This window comes from Acinetobacter sp. YH12211 (genome assembly GCF_013418015.1).
GTDB lineage: Bacteria > Pseudomonadota > Gammaproteobacteria > Pseudomonadales > Moraxellaceae > Acinetobacter > Acinetobacter towneri.
On sequence record NZ_VPCW01000009.1, the window covers coordinates 1 to 17,005 of the forward strand.

A 17,005-nucleotide genomic window follows, 5' to 3' on the forward strand; every position below is an offset into this window, starting at 1 on the left:
TCAAACGAACAAATAGAGCAGATAGAATTTGCACTCAACCATCGTCCTAGAAAAACACTAGGTTGGTATACACCGAGTGAAGTTATGGCTGGTTTTTATACTGTTGCACTTGCCGCTTGAATCCGCCAATATAAAAAAGTTGACCGAAGTCAACCTTTTTAAAAATTATTGATAAATTTTCTAGATTTAAGCGCGTTCTAATAATACCGCAACTGCAGGTAAGGTTTTACCTTCTACAAATTCAAGGAATGCACCTCCACCTGTAGAGATATAGCCGATTTTGTCTGCAACTTCATACTTGTCAATTGCAGCTAAAGTGTCACCACCGCCTGCAATAGAGAAACCTGCAGATTCTGCAATCGCCAATGAAAGTGCTTTCGTACCTTCACCAAATTGATCAACTTCAAATACACCCACTGGGCCATTCCAAAGAATTGTTTTTGAAGTTTTTAAAATTTCAGCAAATGCTTTTGCAGTTTCTGGGCCTACGTCTAAAATCATATCGTTGTCTGCAACATCTTCAACTTTTTTCACAGTTGCTTTCGCTGCTGCCAATGAACCCAAGAAATCTTCAAAATTAATTTCAGCGGCATCTGCAACTACAACATCGGTTGGCAGTGGTACAGAAACTTTTGCGGCAATTGCTTTGGCAGTGTCAATCAAATCATTTTCACATAATGATTTGCCCACGTTATAGCCTGCTGCAGCAAGGAAAGTATTGGCAATACCACCGCCTACAATTAATTGATCGCAAATATCAGACAATGAAGTCAATACATCTAACTTAGTCGATACTTTAGAACCTGCAACAATCGCCACCATTGGTTTTTCAGGTGTTTTTAAGGCACGACCCAAAGCATCTAATTCCGCAGCCAATAATGGGCCTGCTGCTGCCACTGGTGCTAAACGTGCAACGCCTTCAGTAGAGGCTTCTGCACGGTGCGCGGTACCAAATGCATCCATCACAAATACATCACACAATGCTGCATATTTAGCGGCAAGTTCTGGGTTGTTTTTCTTTTCACCGTGGTTAAAACGGCAGTTTTCCAATAAAACGACTTGACCAGGAGCAACGTCTACACCATCTAAATAGTCAGTGATCAGTTGAACATCTTGACCTAATGCTTGGGTTAAATACGCAGCTACAGGTGCTAAAGATTGTTCAGCTTTTGGCTCACCTTCAACAGGACGACCTAAGTGAGAATACACCATCACTGCTGCACCTTTGGCAACAGCAGCTTGAATCGTTGGCAATGCCGCACGTAAACGTGCATCGCTGGTGATCACACCATTTTTAACAGGTACGTTTAAATCTTCACGAATAAGGACACGCTTACCTGCTAAATCGAGGTCAGTCATACGCTGAAAGTTCATGTATAGCTCACTTTATTGATATCAAAACGCCACGATTTTAAATGATTATGCAGAAAAAGGTTAGCAACTTTTGTAGAATTGCTGTTTAAAGCAAAAGTTTTGATTATGATAGAGAAAAGCCACCATCTTTCTCGCACTTATGTCTATTCATCCTGATCCAAATATCAATCGTTTAAATGTTTTGGGCGAATCTCTCGCCAGTTGTTGCTTTGATCCTATTACTGGATATTTTCGTAACGGTTTTTGTCATACCGCCCCAACCGATTTAGGTCAGCACACCGTTTGTGCACAAATGACCTCTGATTTTTTAAATTTCTCGCAAAAAATTGGCAATGATTTAATCACGCCAGTACCAGAAGTTGGTTTTAACGGCTTACAACCGGGTGATTTCTGGTGTATTTGCGTCACCCGTTGGGTTGAAGCCTATCAGGCAGGTCAAGCACCACCAATTAAAATTCAAGCCTGTCATCAGTCAGTATTGTCTTATGTGCCTTTAGATATTTTGATGGATTATGCGGTGTGATGATCTGATGCAACATCCTGAAATTATTTTAGCGTCTGGCAGTCAAACTCGTCAGCAATTGATGAATCGTCTGCATTTGGCGTATAAGTCAATTTCACCTGATATTGATGAATCTGCACAGGGTGAATTGCATGCAGATAATTTGGCGCGACGCTTGGCTTTTGAAAAAGCACACTGTATTGCGCAGCAATATCCTGATGCAATTGTGATTGGTTCAGATCAAGTGGCATGGCGTGAACAGCAGCCAGATATTTTTATAGGTAAACCGCTCACTTCAGAAAAAGCTATACAACAATTACAAGCCAATTCAGGTCAAACGGTTTATTTCAGCACTGCGCTGAGTGTGCAGCAGCAATCTACAGGCTTTGAACAAACGGTTGTAGAACACTACACAGTTAAATTCCGCAGCTTAACTGACAATGAAATTGCACGATATGTTGCAAAGGAACAACCGCTACACTGTGCAGGTAGTTTTATGTGCGAAGGTTTAGGTATTAGTCTGTTTGAAGCCATGCAAGGCAATGACCAAACTACCTTGATGGGTCTGCCGATGATTCAGTTATGCCGCATGTTAAGAATGCTGAATATTCAGGTTCCTTAAGTTTAAAACTGTGTAATTTAACAGCCGTGAATATTTATAAAGACTATAAATCACCTTGCCCTTTGCAGCGACAAATCAGACAATATTGAGATTATTGATAAAACTTGCTTAGGCTATTTTATGTCGCAACCTTTAGATGTTTTGGGCGGAATTACCGCAGAACAATTCCTAAGTGAATATTGGCAAAAAAAACCACTTTTGGTACGCAATGCACTCCCAGAAATTGCCAACCTACTTGAACCTAGTGATGTAATGGAACTGGCACTTGAAGAAGATGTGACTGCCCGTTTAATCAAACAAAAAGATCGCGATCCAAATCAATGGACTGTGAAATCATCACCGCTCATTAAGGCTGATTTTCAAAAAATGCCAAAGTTGTGGACGCTATTGGTACAAGCCGTTGATCATTACTCTTTTGATCTCGCTGAACTTTGGAAAAAATTTCCTTTTATTCCGCAATGGCGACGTGATGACATAATGGTGTCTTATGCCCCTAAAGGCGGCTCTGTAGGTCAGCATTTTGATTTCTACGATGTGTTTTTGCTACAAGGCTATGGACATCGTCGTTGGCAACTTGGGCAAATGTGTGATGCTGAAACTGAATTTGTCGCAGGACAACCGTTAAAATTATTGCCTGAAATGCAGGTCAATTTTGATGAAGTTCTTGCACCTGGCGATTTACTCTATGTGCCACCGGGTTTGGCACATTATGGCGTGGCGGAAGATGATTGTCTGACGTTCTCGTTCGGTTTCCGCATGCCGAATATTAGTGAAATGATGGATCGAGTGAGCGATAAATTCTCTGCCGATGAAATGTTACGCACGCCACTACAAGACCTTGTTCGTAAAAAAAATACCCAAATTGGCGAAATGACTGCGACAGAATTGGATTATCTGAAAGCAGAATTGTGGGCGCGTTTACAAAACTCATCGGTGTTGGATGATGCGATTTTAAGCTTAATGTCTGAACCGAAATATCCTGAAAATATTCCTGAAGTAGATGAAATAGGTGTAGGCGATTTAGAAGATGCGCTAGATCAGGGTTATCAAATCATGTTGGAACCCGCCTCTCGCCTACTTTATGCAAATCAGCTAGATGAAGTTTTATTTTGGGCGAATGGTGAAGCGATTTGTGTCGCAGAAGCATCTATCCCTACGCTGCAAAAAATTGCCAATGGTGAACGCGTGCTGCTCGATGAAAACCTTTACGACGCAAATATTTTGGAAGATTTGGTACAACTGCTCAATGAATCCATTTTAATGTTGTTACCTGCTGAAGACGCTTAAAATATTCGTTTCAGCCCCCTCAAGATGATCAATTCATCTTGGGGAATTTAGATAAGCGGGATCTAAAGTTAAAACTGCCTGAATTAACGTATAGCCAGGTGTCGAATTTAATTTTAATTGCCCTCCAACCCGTTCTAAACGCATTTTCATACTGCGCATCCCAATACTCATGCCATGTTCAAGCACGCTATTGGCTTCAAAACCTACACCATCATCCTGAATTTTAAGTACCAATTGCTTAGGCGGTACAAATTGCATACTGACGGATACATGCTTGGCTTGGCTGTGTTTAATCACATTGGTTAAACTTTCTTCTAATACCCGCATCAAAGTTAAGCACTGTAACGAATTCGGCTCAATCACCCATTCATTTGGAAAATCCCACTTGGAATGAATATCCATTTCATCCATCAATTGACTAAAACGATGACGTACTGGCGCAACCCAAATTTTAGGATTTTCAGGCACTTTAGAACCAATGGAAGAACCACTATCAATAATTTGACGTAAATCATCACGCAGTAATTTCAGCATAGATAAGAACTGCTGATTACTCATGTTCTGTTCGCTTTGGTCGACCATAATCATGGAACGTACCAAAGATGCACCCAAACCATCATGCAAATCATGCGATAGATGAATCCGCTCTTGCAAACGCACATTTTCCAATTCTAAATAATGCTTTTCTGACATACTGCGTTTTAAATCATCACTGACTTCAAAAACTTTAAGCTCTAAATCTTGATTAAATTTCTCAATTTTTTGAATATTTCTTTTTAGGCGTATGCCTAAAATAATCGCAATAAATAAAGTAATTACTGGCGAGGTATACGGTGATAATGGCTGATATAAACTTGCCGTTGCCGCATTACTGAAACGAAATACATCTACACCCGCAAAAAAGCCAATCAAGGTTAAACAAAATAGCAGCAGATATACTTCTGTTTTTGGGGATTTATACGCTAAATACGCCAAATAAAAATAAACCACGACTAGTAAGCTGGCATAACTTAAAAAGACAATCCCAAATACCAGTTTGACATAATCTAAGGGTGTTAAAAACACACAAACGATTACCGCTAAACTCAGAATAAAAATACTTTCTTCCAATATTGGCAAGCGTTGATTGACAAACCTAATTAAATACAGACTAAAAGCTAAAACATAGAGGATAAAAAAGCTTAAATTGGCTTGAGATGCCACCAATACACTTGGGTATGGAAAGGTTTCTGTGGTTAAAAAATGAGAAATAAATAATAACCAGAACATGCAACTCAACGCGAACCAACCAAAACTCTGATCACGGCGTAAAAACAGCCAAATAACCAAACATAAAATGCCTAAAGTGGCAGATAAAATCGCATTAATTTCAAATAAAGTACGTTTATTCCATATACTTTGCTGGTGCTGTTCAATATTGTTATGCACATTATTAAAACTTATTTTTCCTATACCCGCATTTTGAAATGCATATCCATTTACATAGACCAATATTTGATTTTTACCTTGTTTTAAGCCTGAAATAGGTAAAATCCAGTAACGTGGCATATTCCAGTTTTTTGACAAAGGCTCTTCTAAATGTTGACTTGCCCAAAGTAAATCTTGATTCAGATAAACTGCCCCTGCACTATTTAAAAAATTCAGTGCAAAAACGATGGGTTGATTTAAACGATGATCACGCTCACAAAACCACTCCCACTCTATTTTGTACCACGCCCCACCATTATAATTTTTCCAGCGATCATCCCAAACGTCGGGCAGTTGAACATTTTCCCAACCCGTTTCAGGTTTTTTATTATGTGATGCTGTTTTGGCAGAGCTGATTGAAAGTACATGCACATTGCAGTACTGATTAATTGGGTACACCACTTGCTGCGCATAGCTTTGCCACGCACAGAACAATAACAACACGCCCAAACCACACTGCCAAAGCCTTTGAATCATAAAAGACCTAAAGTTCTAGCGGTACTGACAGCCTTAGTGCGTTTAGTGACCGACAACTTCCGATAGATATGTTTAATATGACTTTCAACGGTATAACGCGACACAAATAATTGCTCAGCAATTTCACGGTTACTTAAGCCCTGCGCCACCAGATTTAAAATTTCTAATTCACGATTGGTGAGCTGTTCATAATGTGAGTTGAATGCTTGAGCATCGGCGCGATCTGATAAATCTTCGGTCAGCACGGGTACTTTTTGATGTGAAATTTGCGATAAAATTTCACGGGCGATAAATGGGTCTATCGGTGCACCACCTCTTAAAATGCTGCGTATTGCGATAATAATTTCAGCATCATCACGTTCTTTAAGCACATAGCCTGTTGCACCTGCTTGAATTGCAGAAAATAAGCTGTCTTGGGTGCTCCATGCAGAAATCACCAAAATTAATGCGCTTGGATCTCTAAAATGTAATTGCTCGATTAGTTCTTTACCATTGCCATCGGGCAAGCCTAAATCGACTAAAGCTAAAGCAATCGGATGATCTTCTATACACGTCATTGCAGCTTTAAGATGACTCACGAAAAATAGCATGTCATCTTGATAGCCAATATCATGCAAAATTTTTCTAAGACGTGACTGAATAATAGGCTCATCTTCAACAATTAAAACCGGTACGGGTAATATCGCTTCCATTTCTGCCATCATTCATCCCCTTGATTATGTTTGTAAATATATCAATCGTTTTGATGTAAACACTATCCCTAGAATTAAGGAGTTTTTCAAATTTAGCTTATTTTATAAACATGAGCATAGCACTGAAACATGAAACTCGAGCATGAAATAAAAAATAAATGTGAAGTACTATTTTATTTTAGAAATCGCTTCACATTTTAATGAGCAGCGCAGCATAAATATGCTTTGATGCCGAGAACAGCATCAAAGCAAATGTAGAGCCGTATTTAAAAGATGGTTGATAAATTAATAATAAGTCTTAGAGCTATGTGCATGTAAAAATGCAGGAATCAGCCCTGTTAAAGCCGCACGAATATCCGCACGTTCATTGATTAATTGATGCGAGCCTTCTTCTAACATGAGTAAGGTTTGCAGGCGGAATTTACGCCGAATAAACTCAATGTTGTAGCGCCAATCTACGGTTTGATCTTGCGCCCCTTGTGCCAACCAAACAGGAATACGGCAAGCTGGACGTTCTTCCATCTCCAACATCCATTTAGACATGGCTAAAATCCAATCCATGCCCATCATTCTAGGTTGCAGCGGGTCTTTTAAACGCACAAAGCGTAAAAATTCAGGATTATGATTATTGCGTCGGAAATGTCGCGGCACTTCACGCTTAATCCGACGGATAATGCCCAAACCAACAGAGTTATGCCACCATGCCGATTTTGCAGGACGAATCAAAGGCGATAACAACAACACACGCTCTACAAATGGATTTTCACGGCGCTGAGCAAATTCCAACAAGTGATGCATCCAAATTGCACCACCTGTACTTTGCCCAATGCCCAACCACGGTTTTGGCAATTGATCGGCATTTTTTACATATTGATAAACCGCATGTAATACTTGCTGATAATGATCAAAATTTTTGATGTTGGCAGGATAACCATCACTCAATCCATGTCCGGGCAAATCATAAGTCAAAACACTAAAGCCCTGCTCTAATAATTCTTTGACGATAGGTTGATAAATCCCGCTATGTTCCAAATAGCCATGCAGTAGAAATACCGTGCCCTGCACCTGATCAAATTTGGTTTTGCTTAAATCGGGTTGAAAAATTTGCACATGCAATTTAAACAACGGCATTTGCACATAGCCTTGCCAATGTTCACAGTCCAACAAATGAAAACCATAAAGCTGTCGATAGGCTTGTAACTCAACACTCGGTTCAAAACCACGATTCAAATTTAAAGGTTGTAGAATTTGTGGTGTGGTTTCCCTACTCGGCACTGGCAAATCTAATTGCTTCAACACGCTTGGGTTTAAAAATGGAATATCAGGCATTATGGCACCTCGCGACATGCGCTAGAACCAATCAAGACATCCCGAATGGCGGCAAGCATTTCATAATTGGCACGGCGGCTGTGATCATAGTTTTGTTCACTTGGACGCCATGCGGTCAGTTGAGTCGGCATTGGAGCTTCGACAGGAATCGTTTCAATTCCATTTAAAGCAAATAAACGGCGGGTGCGTGGCATGTGATAACGGTCTGTAATCAAAATCACTGTCGGCGCCCCCCCTTTTTTTTGTAATAATAAAGAACTAAAACGTGAATTTTCACAAGTATTCATGCTGCGATCTTCTAATAATTTTGCTTCGACATCATATTTTTTTAACCAACGCTGCATATAAGGTGCTTCTACACCACTCAGTACAATCGGCAATTGATATTGTTTTACCACCGCTAGGGTCGTTTCTAAACGTAAACGTGTGTAGTCATTGACCACAATATCTTTGCCATTATCATCTAAAGTTAAGCCACCACCTAAAACCACAATCGCATAAGGTTTAGAGTTTGCAGGTATTTTTGGAATATTTTGTTGCTGAATTAAAGCAATATCTTTAAAGATTTCTTCATCTACAGGCTCACTTTCGGTTTCGGCAATTTTATGAGTGCTTAAAAACTCCAAGTATTGTTCCATGAGTACCTGATTTTCATGACTATCCAAATTGAGCAAGGCTTTTACATTTTCGGATGGGTCTTCTACAACTGCTTCAGAAGCTGCATTAGACACCAACAATGGGACTTGCGGCAACTCTTGCTCAGATGCTAATTTTTTTTGCGTTTGTTCTTCTAAAATAAGCGCTTGTAAGGCTTTATAACGAGCCTGAATTAAAGTTAAATTTTTCGAATTTTCAGATTGAATCTCTTGCTCCATCAGCTTCAAATAAGCTTGTCGGGCAATCCATAAATCTGAACCGGGTTCCAAGCTGTCTTGATCACTAAAAGCCGCCATTTGCTGACTTTTTGCTGCCACTTGATTCACTTCTACAGGTACCAAAGTGTTCAGCGTTTTGACCACCAAAGTAGAATAAAAAGGTGAATAGATAAAAATCATGAACGCTGCAAACAATACAAATAGCACGGCAGCAATTTGTACCAATCTGAGCATCCAATGATTCTGTTTCATCTTCACTTAACCTACCGGTTGATGTGCACGAATCAAACCTGTTTCATCAAATAACACAGGTTCAGGTTCTAGTGAAATACCAAAACGACTCAAAACATCTTGCTGCACAGCACGATAGGTGTGTTGCACATCTGCCAAAGTGGCATCGGCATAATTGACTAAAACCAACGCTTGTTTATGAAACATACCCACCACACCCAGTTGTTTTCCCTTCCAGCCAGCTTGATCAATCAACCAGCCTGCTGCAATTTTAACTTGCGCATTCGGCTGTGGGTAATGGGGTAAATTTGGAAATTGTGCTGCAATTTGGTCAAATTGCTGAGTCGAAATCACAGGATTTTTAAAGAAACTACCTACATTTGGATATTCTGCAGGATTAGGCAGCTTACTTTGGCGAATTTGAATGACTTGTTGCTGCAGATTTTCAGCAGTTTGCTCATCGCCTACAGCAGCTTTTAAGTCGCCATAATTTAATTTTAACGCAGCCTGTTTTAACAGTTTAAAAGTCACATGGGTAATGATGTAACGGTTGGGATGATCTTTAAAAATACTGTGTCGATAGGCAAACTGACAATCTGCAGCAACAATTGAGCTGAATTGTTGGCATTCACGATCATAGACCTGCACAGATTCAATAAACTCACCGACTTCAACGCCATAAGCACCAATATTTTGCACAGGTGAAGCGCCGACCAAACCTGGAATTAAAGCCAGATTTTGCAGACCATATAACTTTTGTTCCGTACTCCACAACACAAACTCATGCCAGACTTGTCCTGCCCCAACTTTTAGGGTGACACTTGCATCATCTTCAGCGCATTTTTCGATGCCCTGAATATCCATGTGCATGACCAAGGCATGAATATGTTCAGGCAATAACATATTGCTACCACCCGATAAAATCAGCACATTTAATTGTTCTTTCTGGGCAAATGCCAAAGCATCCTGTACATCTTGAATATTTTCAATTTTGACATAATGCGACGCAGTTGCATCTAAATTGAGCGTATTGAAAGGTTTGAGTTGCATGTTGTAGTGAATGTGCATGACTTAAACCTTCAATTCAAATTGTTGTTGTAAAACTTTCACCCATGCGCGACTACTCGACTCGCATTGATCGAGCACCCGCTCAAAACCATCGGCTTCGCCATAATATGGATCGGGTAATTCTTGCTGCGTATAATGCGGATCGTGTTCGCTCATTAAGGCTATTTCAGCGCGCAAACTGCCCAGTTCAGCTTCAGCACGGCGCATTAAAGATTGAATATTGCTTAAGTTTTCAAAATCCATCGCCAAAATCAAATCAAACTCGACAAAGTCTTGTATACGTAACTGACGCGCGCGCAATGTAGATAAGTCATAACCACGTTTGAACGCATGTTTTTGGCTGCGTAAATCTGGGGCTTTGCCTGGATGATAATTACTGGTTCCAGCAGAATCTACCAACACATTGAGTTGTTGTTCATCACAAAAATGTCGAAGTACAATTTCTGCCGTTGGAGAGCGGCAAATATTTCCCAAACAAACACATAACACCTTATATGGCGTTTTGGATGACATAAACAACCTCAAAGCTACTTTATTTTTAAGAGTCTTATGTTAAGTTATTTATGATATGAATCCTATATCGCGACCCTACAATAATGTTGAATTAAGTATAAAAATTAGGAATAAAGACGATGCAGCATTTTCAATTTCAAACAGTTGGCAACATTATTTCTGGATTGGGTTCAATTTCTGAACTAAAAACGGTTTTAACCGAAAAAAATTATAAGCGTTTGTTATTGGTCACCGATGCTGGCATTTTACAACAACAATTACATCAACCTATTTTAGAAATTTTAAAGCAACTGCAACTGGACTATGCCATTTACTCGAATGTGCAAGCCGACCCCGCAGAACAGATTGTGTTAGAAGCAGTTGATTTTGCCAAACAGCAAAATATTGATGTTGTATTAGGTTTTGGTGGGGGTAGTGCGATGGATGTCGCCAAAATTATTGCCGTGCTGAGTCATTCCGAACAAACTCAACAACTGTCGGACTTGTACGGTGTTGGCAATGCGAAAGCACCACGTTTACCACTCATTTTAGTTCCCACAACGGCAGGTACAGGTTCAGAAGTCACACCTATTTCCATTGTCACCACAGGTGCAACCAGTAAAACAGGCATTGTTTCTCCTATTTTATATGCCGATGTTGCCATTTTAGATGCCAATTTTACCCGTCATCTACCTGCACAGATTACCGCAGCCACAGGTATAGATGCGATGGTACATGCCATTGAAGCCTATACTTCTAAAATCAAAAAAAATGCGTATTCAGATTTTCTGGCAAAACATGCGCTGCGTTTACTTGATCAAAACTTAAAATTAGTGCTTGAAGATGGCAGCAATATGCAAGCACGGCAAAATATGCTGTTTGGTTCAATGCTGGCAGGACAAGCCTTTGCCAATGCTCCTGTGGCTGCGGTGCATGCACTTGCCTATCCTTTAGGCGGGCATTTCCATATTTCACATGGTCATAGCAATGCATTGGTACTGACTGAAGTTTTAAAGTTTAATGCGCCTGCTGCAAAACAATACTATGCAGAACTAATGTGTTGGTTAGACCCTCGTAGCAAAGGCTGCACAGATGGATTATGTGATTTATTTATTGATCATTTACAAAATCATTTAGATCAAAGTGGTTTGTTGTTAAAACTCAATGCATTAGGCATTGCAGAAAACATACTGCCACAATTGGCAGAAGATGCGATGCAGCAAAGTCGTTTATTACAAAACAACCCGAGAGCAATGCAAATGCAGGATGCTTTACAAATTTACCAAGCCATTTATGCCTAACATTTACGCTTAACGTTCTGTATTTAACTTTATAGATTTATTTGGGATGATTTCCACCCATTAAAGCATGACACCACATTGATAAAAATATAGGTAAACTTGTGAAACCTGACACCAAAACCCGTGAGCAATACGCTTTTTTCTTTCCCATCCAAACTCGCTGGGCAGACAACGATATGTATGGACATGTCAATAATGTCACTTATTACAGCTATTTTGACAGCGCAGCCAATGCCCTACTGATGCAAAAAGCAGGCTTTGAACCCAAACGATCACCCTGTATTGGTTTAGTGGTCAATTCCACCTGTCATTTTTTGCAGGAATTGTCCTATCCTGAAATGATTGAAGTAGGTGTTGCTATTCAAAAAATTGGAAACTCATCCTTAATTTATGATTTGGCAATTTTTAAAAACAATCAAAATCTTGCCGCTGCACAAGGACAAGTGGTGCATGTATTTGTAGATCGAATTACACGCCAAAACTGCCCGATTCCTGACTCCATCCGCGAAGCATTACAGCCATATAAAAGCACAGATTCAGCTTGCGCTTAGCAAAAAATAAGGCTGGTTTGACCCAGCCTTAAAATTCTGCAAACAAAAGCTAACAACAGGTTATTTCAACTGAATGTTATGTAATTCGCCATCAAAGTTTTGCAAAATATCTTTCACAATCGGTTCTTGATGCAATAAATTTTCAGCCCGTTGATAAGCGCGTTGTTTGCGCTGTTGCTGCAAAATGTACGGTGTCGTGTCATCCACATTTTCATATTGCACTTTAAACAGAGTTTTACTCCACTGTTCTTTTAAAGCACTTTCTAAAGCATGTTGCAGTTGAGTCAATAACTGCTGATATTGCTCAGGAATATGAAAAACCGATTCAGCATTAATCTGCCCCGTCATTACGCCATGCTGCGCCAATTCTTGCACGGCAGGTGACAACTCGCTGTGTCTAAACCAATATTCCCACTTGTCTAAAGTCCACTCACCTTCTAAAACTTGCGGCTGTAAACGCAGAATATCCTGCGGCATTAATTGATCATCGGCATTAGATGCTATGGTTTGCTGCGGTTGTGCTGTCGCACTGGCAACATTCGGTTCGACTTCAGTCGCTGCTAAATCAAATAAAGCGGTTTCTGCATTACTTACATTTTGTGTAATTGACGGTGAAGCATTATTCGATTGTAGTGTAGATGAAACTAGCGATGTTTCGGCTGATGCAGCAAGATCACCTAACGGTGCAACGGCATCAAAACTTTCCAGTAAAAAATCATCATGACTTTGCACATCAGATGTAGTGCTTACCGATGAGGCATCTTCATCTAAACCAAACAATTGTGCATCTGCATTTGGATCAAACACGATAGATTCAGATTGCTTATCCTCAGCCTGTATTGCAGTTTCTTCATTCACTGCAGGTTCTGACATAGATTCTGGTGAAATCGCAGCTGTTGAGTGTAGCGCTTGCGGAGTCGGTTGTTGCGCTTGAATCGACTGTTGATCTTGATGTGTTAAAGCTTCAGGCTCATCCTCATCTAAAAAATCATCTGAAGAAGGTTCTGCAACACTGGTTTGTGTCGTGGTGTGATCTGAATAATCGTCATCCTCATAGTCAAATCCATCAAGATCAGGTGTTGCAACCGCATCTAATTCAGTTACATGCTGTTCCGCTTGTGCTGTATTTTGAGTTGCCACAGCTTGTGGAGTTTGCTCCATTTGAGCAACTGGCTGGGAAGCCGCTGTTTGTGCAGTATTTTGTGGCGCAGCAACCAACACTTCATTGGCTTGCAAAGGTCGAAATGCCAGTAAACGCAGTACACACATTTCAAAGCCTTGTTCTTGGGTTACGGCAATTTGTAAATCGGCGCGTCCTTTACAAGCAATTTGATAATACAACTGTAAATCTTGTGCAGAGATCAGACCCGCAAGCTGCTGAATTTTTTGATTAATTTCAGCACTGTATTTTAGGTTTAAATCTGGCAGATATTGCATGATTGCCAATTCATGCAGTGTCGAAATTAACTGATCCAACACCAAAGACACATCTAAAGCTTGCTGTCTAAATTGTAATAACAACTGACTCACACGCTGCTGTTGGTTTTGATGAATCGCTAAAATCAAATCATAGATAATGGTGCGATCAATCAAGCCCAGCATGTCTTTGACATCTTGATGATGAATTTCACCCTGACCATAAGCAATGGCTTGGTCTGTCAAAGACATCGCATCACGCAAAGAACCTTGCGCAGATTCAGCAATCTGCCAAATTGCATCTTGCTCTGCAACAATCTGTTCTTTGGCTAAAATATCCTTTAAATGACTGGTAATTTCATCGACCTGCAATGGACGCAAAGTAAATTGCAAACAGCGCGAAATCACAGTAATAGGGAGTTTTTGTGGGTCTGTGGTCGCAAACAGAAACTTCACATGCTCAGGCGGTTCTTCCAAAGTTTTTAGCAAAGCATTGAACGAATGCGTAGACAGCATGTGCACTTCGTCAATCAGATAAACCTTAAAACGTCCCTGAGTCGGTGCATAAGGTACGTTATCGAGCAACTCACGTGTGTCTTCAACCTTAGTACGTGACGCCGCATCAATTTCGATTAAATCAATAAAACGACCTTCATTGACCGCAGTACAGGTCGGACACACTTCACATGGGGTAGATGTCACGCCTGTTTCACAGTTCAGGCATTTGGCCAAAATACGCGCAATGGTAGTTTTACCTACACCACGTGTTCCCGTAAAAAGATAAGCATGGTGCAAACGCCCACGTTCCAAAGCACTGGTCAATGCCCGTGATACATGGTTTTGTCCCACCAATTCATTAAAATTACGAGGACGATATTTACGCGCAAGTACCTGATACATGAATGCTCCTTTTTACAGGTCTAAGCATACTGTTTTTTTGGCAAAGAGTGAACGTACAATCACGCCTAAAACCAGCCTTTACGCCCTTGCAATTGCCGATCTGCACAGCGAATGGCTTCCTGACTCAGTCCCCAAAGTCGATAATCACCAATTAAAGAACCTGCAGCAAAATTATGGGTATAGGCAAAACTGAGTTGACGGTCAGGATCACACCACGCGCCTGAACCATTAAAACCCATGTGTCCAAAACCGTGAGAGCGCTTACCCAAACTTAATACGCGGTGATAGCCCAATCGCCAATGCATCGGGATAGGCATAACCCGATCACGCTGCACATATTGCACTTGGCTCAATTTCTGAAAAACTTCAGGCTGAATCAATTGCTGACCTTGCCATGATCCACCCTGCGCCAACATGGCATAAATACGTGCCAAACTTTGTGCAGTAAATACACCATTGGCAGCAGGAATCACGGCTTGTAAGCCTGTATCACTAAAAAAACTAAAATTTTTCATGCCTTTGGGAATCATGCCATCCTGAAAGTCTTGCGGATTTTGCCCACTCCATGCAATGACTTTATCGAATATTGATACAGGACGTTTGCTCGATTTAGCTTGGTTTTTAACTTTAGCTGTCTGTTTATTTGTAGATGATGCATCTGTTTGCGCTGATGTCACAGCAGTTTTAAATGGTCGTGCGACACGGGAAAGCTCAGACGCAGGCACACCAAAATACGCCCCATCCAAAGCCAAAGATTCAACCAAGTATTGCTGCATCAATTCAGCCAATTTTTGACCTGTAGCTTTTTCTAAAATCCCACCGACCAGCCAGCCAAAAGTTAAAGGTTGATACGCTGCCTCACTTGCTACATCAAAACGTGGCTTGGCTTGAGCCAACACATCCAGCATGTGCGACCAATCTGCCATTTCAGTCGCATCGGCAATGATATTACGGATGTCATATAAACCACTTTGATGACTCAGCACATGCCTTAAGGTCATCAATGCTTTGCCATTTTGGGCGAATTCAGGCCAGTATATATAAATGGGAGTATCGTAATCGACCAGTCCTTGACTGACCAAAATATGTGCCAGTGTCGCTAATACACCTTTGCCTGTGGAATAACATACAGATAAGGTATCGGCTTGCCAGTCTTCATCTGGCGACTTTTTGCCTGTGTAAATATCGACGACTTTCTGACCTTGAAAGTACACCGCTAAAGCAGCCCCGCCCTGTTGGCTACGTGCATTTTGCAAACGGCTAAATTGCATCGCTAAATCATGAAATTCAGGCGCAACCCATCCACGATAATTTTCAGTTTCAGCAAAAATATAATCCTTTAAATGTTGCATCGTCCTGTTTATCTCGTTTTTCTTGTTAATAAAAGTTTAGCGCAAATAAAAAGCCCAAATTTAAATAATCTGGGCTTTCGATCACTGAATTAAAGCGCGGTGACAACACCTGTCACATGCGGTTTTTGGTTTTTACTGTTACGAATTAAAAAATCTGTATTTTTAGCGTCCGTTGCAGTTAAAAACTCAACTTTAGATGGCAAATACATAGGTAACTTAAACCAGACATCGGCTTCATAGGCATCTGGCAAAGTCAAACTCGATAAGGCTTTGGCTTTGCTCCACATGCCGTGCGCAATCGCTTGTTTAAAGCCAAATGCTTTTGCAGTAATCGCGTGGATATGAATTAAGTTAAAATCGCCAGACGTTAAAGCATAACGGCGACCTGTATTTTCAGAAATATCCCATTCAGCTTGAACGGCATAGTTTAGCGCTTTGCTTTCTGCAGGCTTTGCAGCAGCTTTAGTGGTGGTTTTTTGACGTGCTAAATACGTGGTCAAACCTTCCATCACCACCTCATTGCCTACTTTAACGGTGGTAATAAAATCAAACTGTACGCCTTTATCATGTGGTTGCAATTCACCAAATTTACACGACAAGGTCAGTTGTTCATTCAATCCAACTTTACGGCTTTGTTTGACTTGGTTGCGAATATGCACCAAGCCCAAAATTGCAAATGGAAATGCTTCTTGGGTCATCATGTGCATTTGCAGACTTTGTGACAATACAGCCAAATAAATTGCAGGAATATAGCCGTTATTTTTAAAACCTGTCACTGCATTATAGGCTTTTAAGTGCTTTTGATCGACCTTGAATGAATCCACCACATATTCAACTTGCGGCAGAACTTTTTCACCTTTTGGCTTTTTAAAAATTAAGCCCTGAATCACTTTTGGATAGGCTAAATAGGGTTTTGGAAGTTGACTAAAATGGCGAGTATTCATACTGAACCTTTGAGAAGTTTTTCTAATTTATTTAATGGAGTTCTTTCTCCCGCTGGGAGAAAGCTAGAGAGAAGGGTTAATAATCTATCCCCTTATCTCCCTCTCCTAAATCCTCTCCCCAAGGG

The 17,005-nt window shown here is 40.5% G+C and carries 15 protein-coding genes and 1 pseudogene; 6 read left to right on the forward strand and 10 right to left on the reverse strand.

The window, feature by feature from the left end; genetic code table 11:
- A pseudogene (locus tag FTU98_RS06550) lies at nucleotides 1-120 on the forward strand (IS30 family transposase); the annotation flags it as partial.
- Nucleotides 121-186: 66 nt separating this feature from the next.
- Here FTU98_RS06550 and FTU98_RS06555 read toward each other — a convergent pair.
- A complete protein-coding gene (locus tag FTU98_RS06555) occupies nucleotides 187-1,374 on the reverse strand; it encodes a phosphoglycerate kinase (protein WP_004973295.1) in 1,188 nt (395 codons plus the stop codon).
- Between the two features lie 139 nt (nucleotides 1,375-1,513).
- Between FTU98_RS06555 and FTU98_RS06560 the strand changes: the two genes are divergently transcribed.
- From FTU98_RS06560 to FTU98_RS06570, 3 genes are all read left to right on the forward strand, one after another.
- A complete protein-coding gene (locus FTU98_RS06560; RefSeq protein WP_004973294.1) occupies nucleotides 1,514-1,897 on the forward strand; it encodes a DUF2237 family protein in 384 nt (127 codons plus the stop codon).
- Nucleotides 1,898-1,904: 7 nt separating this feature from the next.
- Nucleotides 1,905-2,498: a nucleoside triphosphate pyrophosphatase gene (locus tag FTU98_RS06565; protein ID WP_026438423.1), complete on the forward strand. Its 594-nt coding sequence runs from the start codon at nucleotides 1,905-1,907 to the stop codon at nucleotides 2,496-2,498.
- A gap of 120 nt (nucleotides 2,499-2,618) precedes the next feature.
- Nucleotides 2,619-3,785 (forward strand): cupin domain-containing protein, encoded by a 1,167-nt coding sequence (locus tag FTU98_RS06570; protein ID WP_154320704.1) that lies wholly within the window; start codon nucleotides 2,619-2,621, stop codon nucleotides 3,783-3,785.
- A gap of 33 nt (nucleotides 3,786-3,818) precedes the next feature.
- Here the strand turns inward: FTU98_RS06570 and FTU98_RS06575 are convergent, their stop codons facing one another.
- The 6 genes from FTU98_RS06575 to FTU98_RS06600 all read right to left on the reverse strand — a co-directional run bounded on the left by FTU98_RS06575 (nucleotide 3,819) and on the right by FTU98_RS06600 (nucleotide 10,437).
- A complete protein-coding gene (locus FTU98_RS06575; protein WP_154320703.1) occupies nucleotides 3,819-5,729 on the reverse strand; it encodes an ATP-binding protein in 1,911 nt (636 codons plus the stop codon).
- A complete protein-coding gene (locus tag FTU98_RS06580) occupies nucleotides 5,726-6,430 on the reverse strand; it encodes a response regulator transcription factor (protein ID WP_004973283.1) in 705 nt (234 codons plus the stop codon). Before FTU98_RS06580 ends, FTU98_RS06575 begins: the two co-directional genes overlap by 4 nt.
- Nucleotides 6,431-6,706: 276 nt before the next feature.
- On the reverse strand, nucleotides 6,707-7,750 hold the full coding sequence (locus FTU98_RS06585) for an alpha/beta hydrolase (RefSeq protein ID WP_096900878.1): 1,044 nt from the start codon (nucleotides 7,748-7,750) through the stop codon (nucleotides 6,707-6,709).
- Complete coding sequence (locus FTU98_RS06590) at nucleotides 7,750-8,877, reverse strand: YdcF family protein (protein ID WP_154320702.1); 1,128 nt, start codon at nucleotides 8,875-8,877, stop codon at nucleotides 7,750-7,752. Before FTU98_RS06590 ends, FTU98_RS06585 begins: the two co-directional genes overlap by 1 nt.
- Nucleotides 8,878-8,883: 6 nt before the next feature.
- Nucleotides 8,884-9,924, reverse strand: coding sequence for a UDP-N-acetylmuramate dehydrogenase (gene murB / locus FTU98_RS06595; protein WP_004973280.1), 1,041 nt, complete (start codon nucleotides 9,922-9,924; stop codon nucleotides 8,884-8,886).
- Between the two features lie 3 nt (nucleotides 9,925-9,927).
- Entirely contained in the window at nucleotides 9,928-10,437 is a 510-nt protein-coding gene (locus FTU98_RS06600; protein ID WP_004973278.1) for a low molecular weight protein-tyrosine-phosphatase, read from the reverse strand.
- A 119-nt stretch (nucleotides 10,438-10,556) separates the two neighbouring features.
- On the opposite strand from FTU98_RS06600, the gene FTU98_RS06605 reads away from it, so the two are divergent.
- Both FTU98_RS06605 and FTU98_RS06610 read left to right on the forward strand, forming a co-directional pair.
- Nucleotides 10,557-11,717: an iron-containing alcohol dehydrogenase gene (locus tag FTU98_RS06605; protein WP_179988631.1), complete on the forward strand. Its 1,161-nt coding sequence runs from the start codon at nucleotides 10,557-10,559 to the stop codon at nucleotides 11,715-11,717.
- Nucleotides 11,718-11,818: 101 nt separating this feature from the next.
- Nucleotides 11,819-12,268 (forward strand): thioesterase family protein, encoded by a 450-nt coding sequence (locus FTU98_RS06610; protein ID WP_004973275.1) that lies wholly within the window; start codon nucleotides 11,819-11,821, stop codon nucleotides 12,266-12,268.
- Between the two features lie 60 nt (nucleotides 12,269-12,328).
- On the opposite strand, the gene dnaX is transcribed toward FTU98_RS06610, so the two are convergent.
- From dnaX to FTU98_RS06625, 3 genes are all read right to left on the reverse strand, one after another.
- The gene (dnaX, locus tag FTU98_RS06615; RefSeq protein ID WP_179988632.1) at nucleotides 12,329-14,584 is read right to left on the reverse strand and encodes a DNA polymerase III subunit gamma/tau; all 2,256 of its coding nucleotides are present in this window, start codon (nucleotides 14,582-14,584) and stop codon (nucleotides 12,329-12,331) included.
- Nucleotides 14,585-14,649: 65 nt separating this feature from the next.
- On the reverse strand, nucleotides 14,650-15,936 hold the full coding sequence (locus FTU98_RS06620) for a serine hydrolase (protein ID WP_179988633.1): 1,287 nt from the start codon (nucleotides 15,934-15,936) through the stop codon (nucleotides 14,650-14,652).
- Between the two features lie 89 nt (nucleotides 15,937-16,025).
- Nucleotides 16,026-16,880, reverse strand: coding sequence for a MaoC/PaaZ C-terminal domain-containing protein (locus FTU98_RS06625; RefSeq protein WP_180050769.1), 855 nt, complete (start codon nucleotides 16,878-16,880; stop codon nucleotides 16,026-16,028).
- Nucleotides 16,881-17,005 lie beyond the last annotated feature (125 nt).

Excerpts from the sequence above, each read along its gene's own strand:
- FTU98_RS06555 (WP_004973295.1), bottom strand. The coding sequence starts at position 1,374 with ATGAACTTTCAGCGTATGACTGACCTCGATTTAGCAGGTAAGCGTGTC.
- FTU98_RS06560 (WP_004973294.1), top strand. The coding sequence starts at position 1,514 with ATGTCTATTCATCCTGATCCAAATATCAATCGTTTAAATGTTTTGGGC.
- FTU98_RS06565 (WP_026438423.1), top strand. The coding sequence starts at position 1,905 with ATGCAACATCCTGAAATTATTTTAGCGTCTGGCAGTCAAACTCGTCAG.
- FTU98_RS06570 (WP_154320704.1), top strand. The coding sequence starts at position 2,619 with ATGTCGCAACCTTTAGATGTTTTGGGCGGAATTACCGCAGAACAATTC.
- FTU98_RS06575 (WP_154320703.1), bottom strand. The coding sequence starts at position 5,729 with ATGATTCAAAGGCTTTGGCAGTGTGGTTTGGGCGTGTTGTTATTGTTC.
- FTU98_RS06580 (WP_004973283.1), bottom strand. The coding sequence starts at position 6,430 with ATGGCAGAAATGGAAGCGATATTACCCGTACCGGTTTTAATTGTTGAA.
- FTU98_RS06585 (WP_096900878.1), bottom strand. The coding sequence starts at position 7,750 with ATGCCTGATATTCCATTTTTAAACCCAAGCGTGTTGAAGCAATTAGAT.
- FTU98_RS06590 (WP_154320702.1), bottom strand. The coding sequence starts at position 8,877 with ATGAAACAGAATCATTGGATGCTCAGATTGGTACAAATTGCTGCCGTG.
- murB (WP_004973280.1), bottom strand. The coding sequence starts at position 9,924 with ATGCACATTCACTACAACATGCAACTCAAACCTTTCAATACGCTCAAT.
- FTU98_RS06600 (WP_004973278.1), bottom strand. The coding sequence starts at position 10,437 with ATGTCATCCAAAACGCCATATAAGGTGTTATGTGTTTGTTTGGGAAAT.
- FTU98_RS06605 (WP_179988631.1), top strand. The coding sequence starts at position 10,557 with ATGCAGCATTTTCAATTTCAAACAGTTGGCAACATTATTTCTGGATTG.
- dnaX (WP_179988632.1), bottom strand. The coding sequence starts at position 14,584 with ATGTATCAGGTACTTGCGCGTAAATATCGTCCTCGTAATTTTAATGAA.
- FTU98_RS06620 (WP_179988633.1), bottom strand. The coding sequence starts at position 15,936 with ATGCAACATTTAAAGGATTATATTTTTGCTGAAACTGAAAATTATCGT.
- FTU98_RS06625 (WP_180050769.1), bottom strand. The coding sequence starts at position 16,880 with ATGAATACTCGCCATTTTAGTCAACTTCCAAAACCCTATTTAGCCTAT.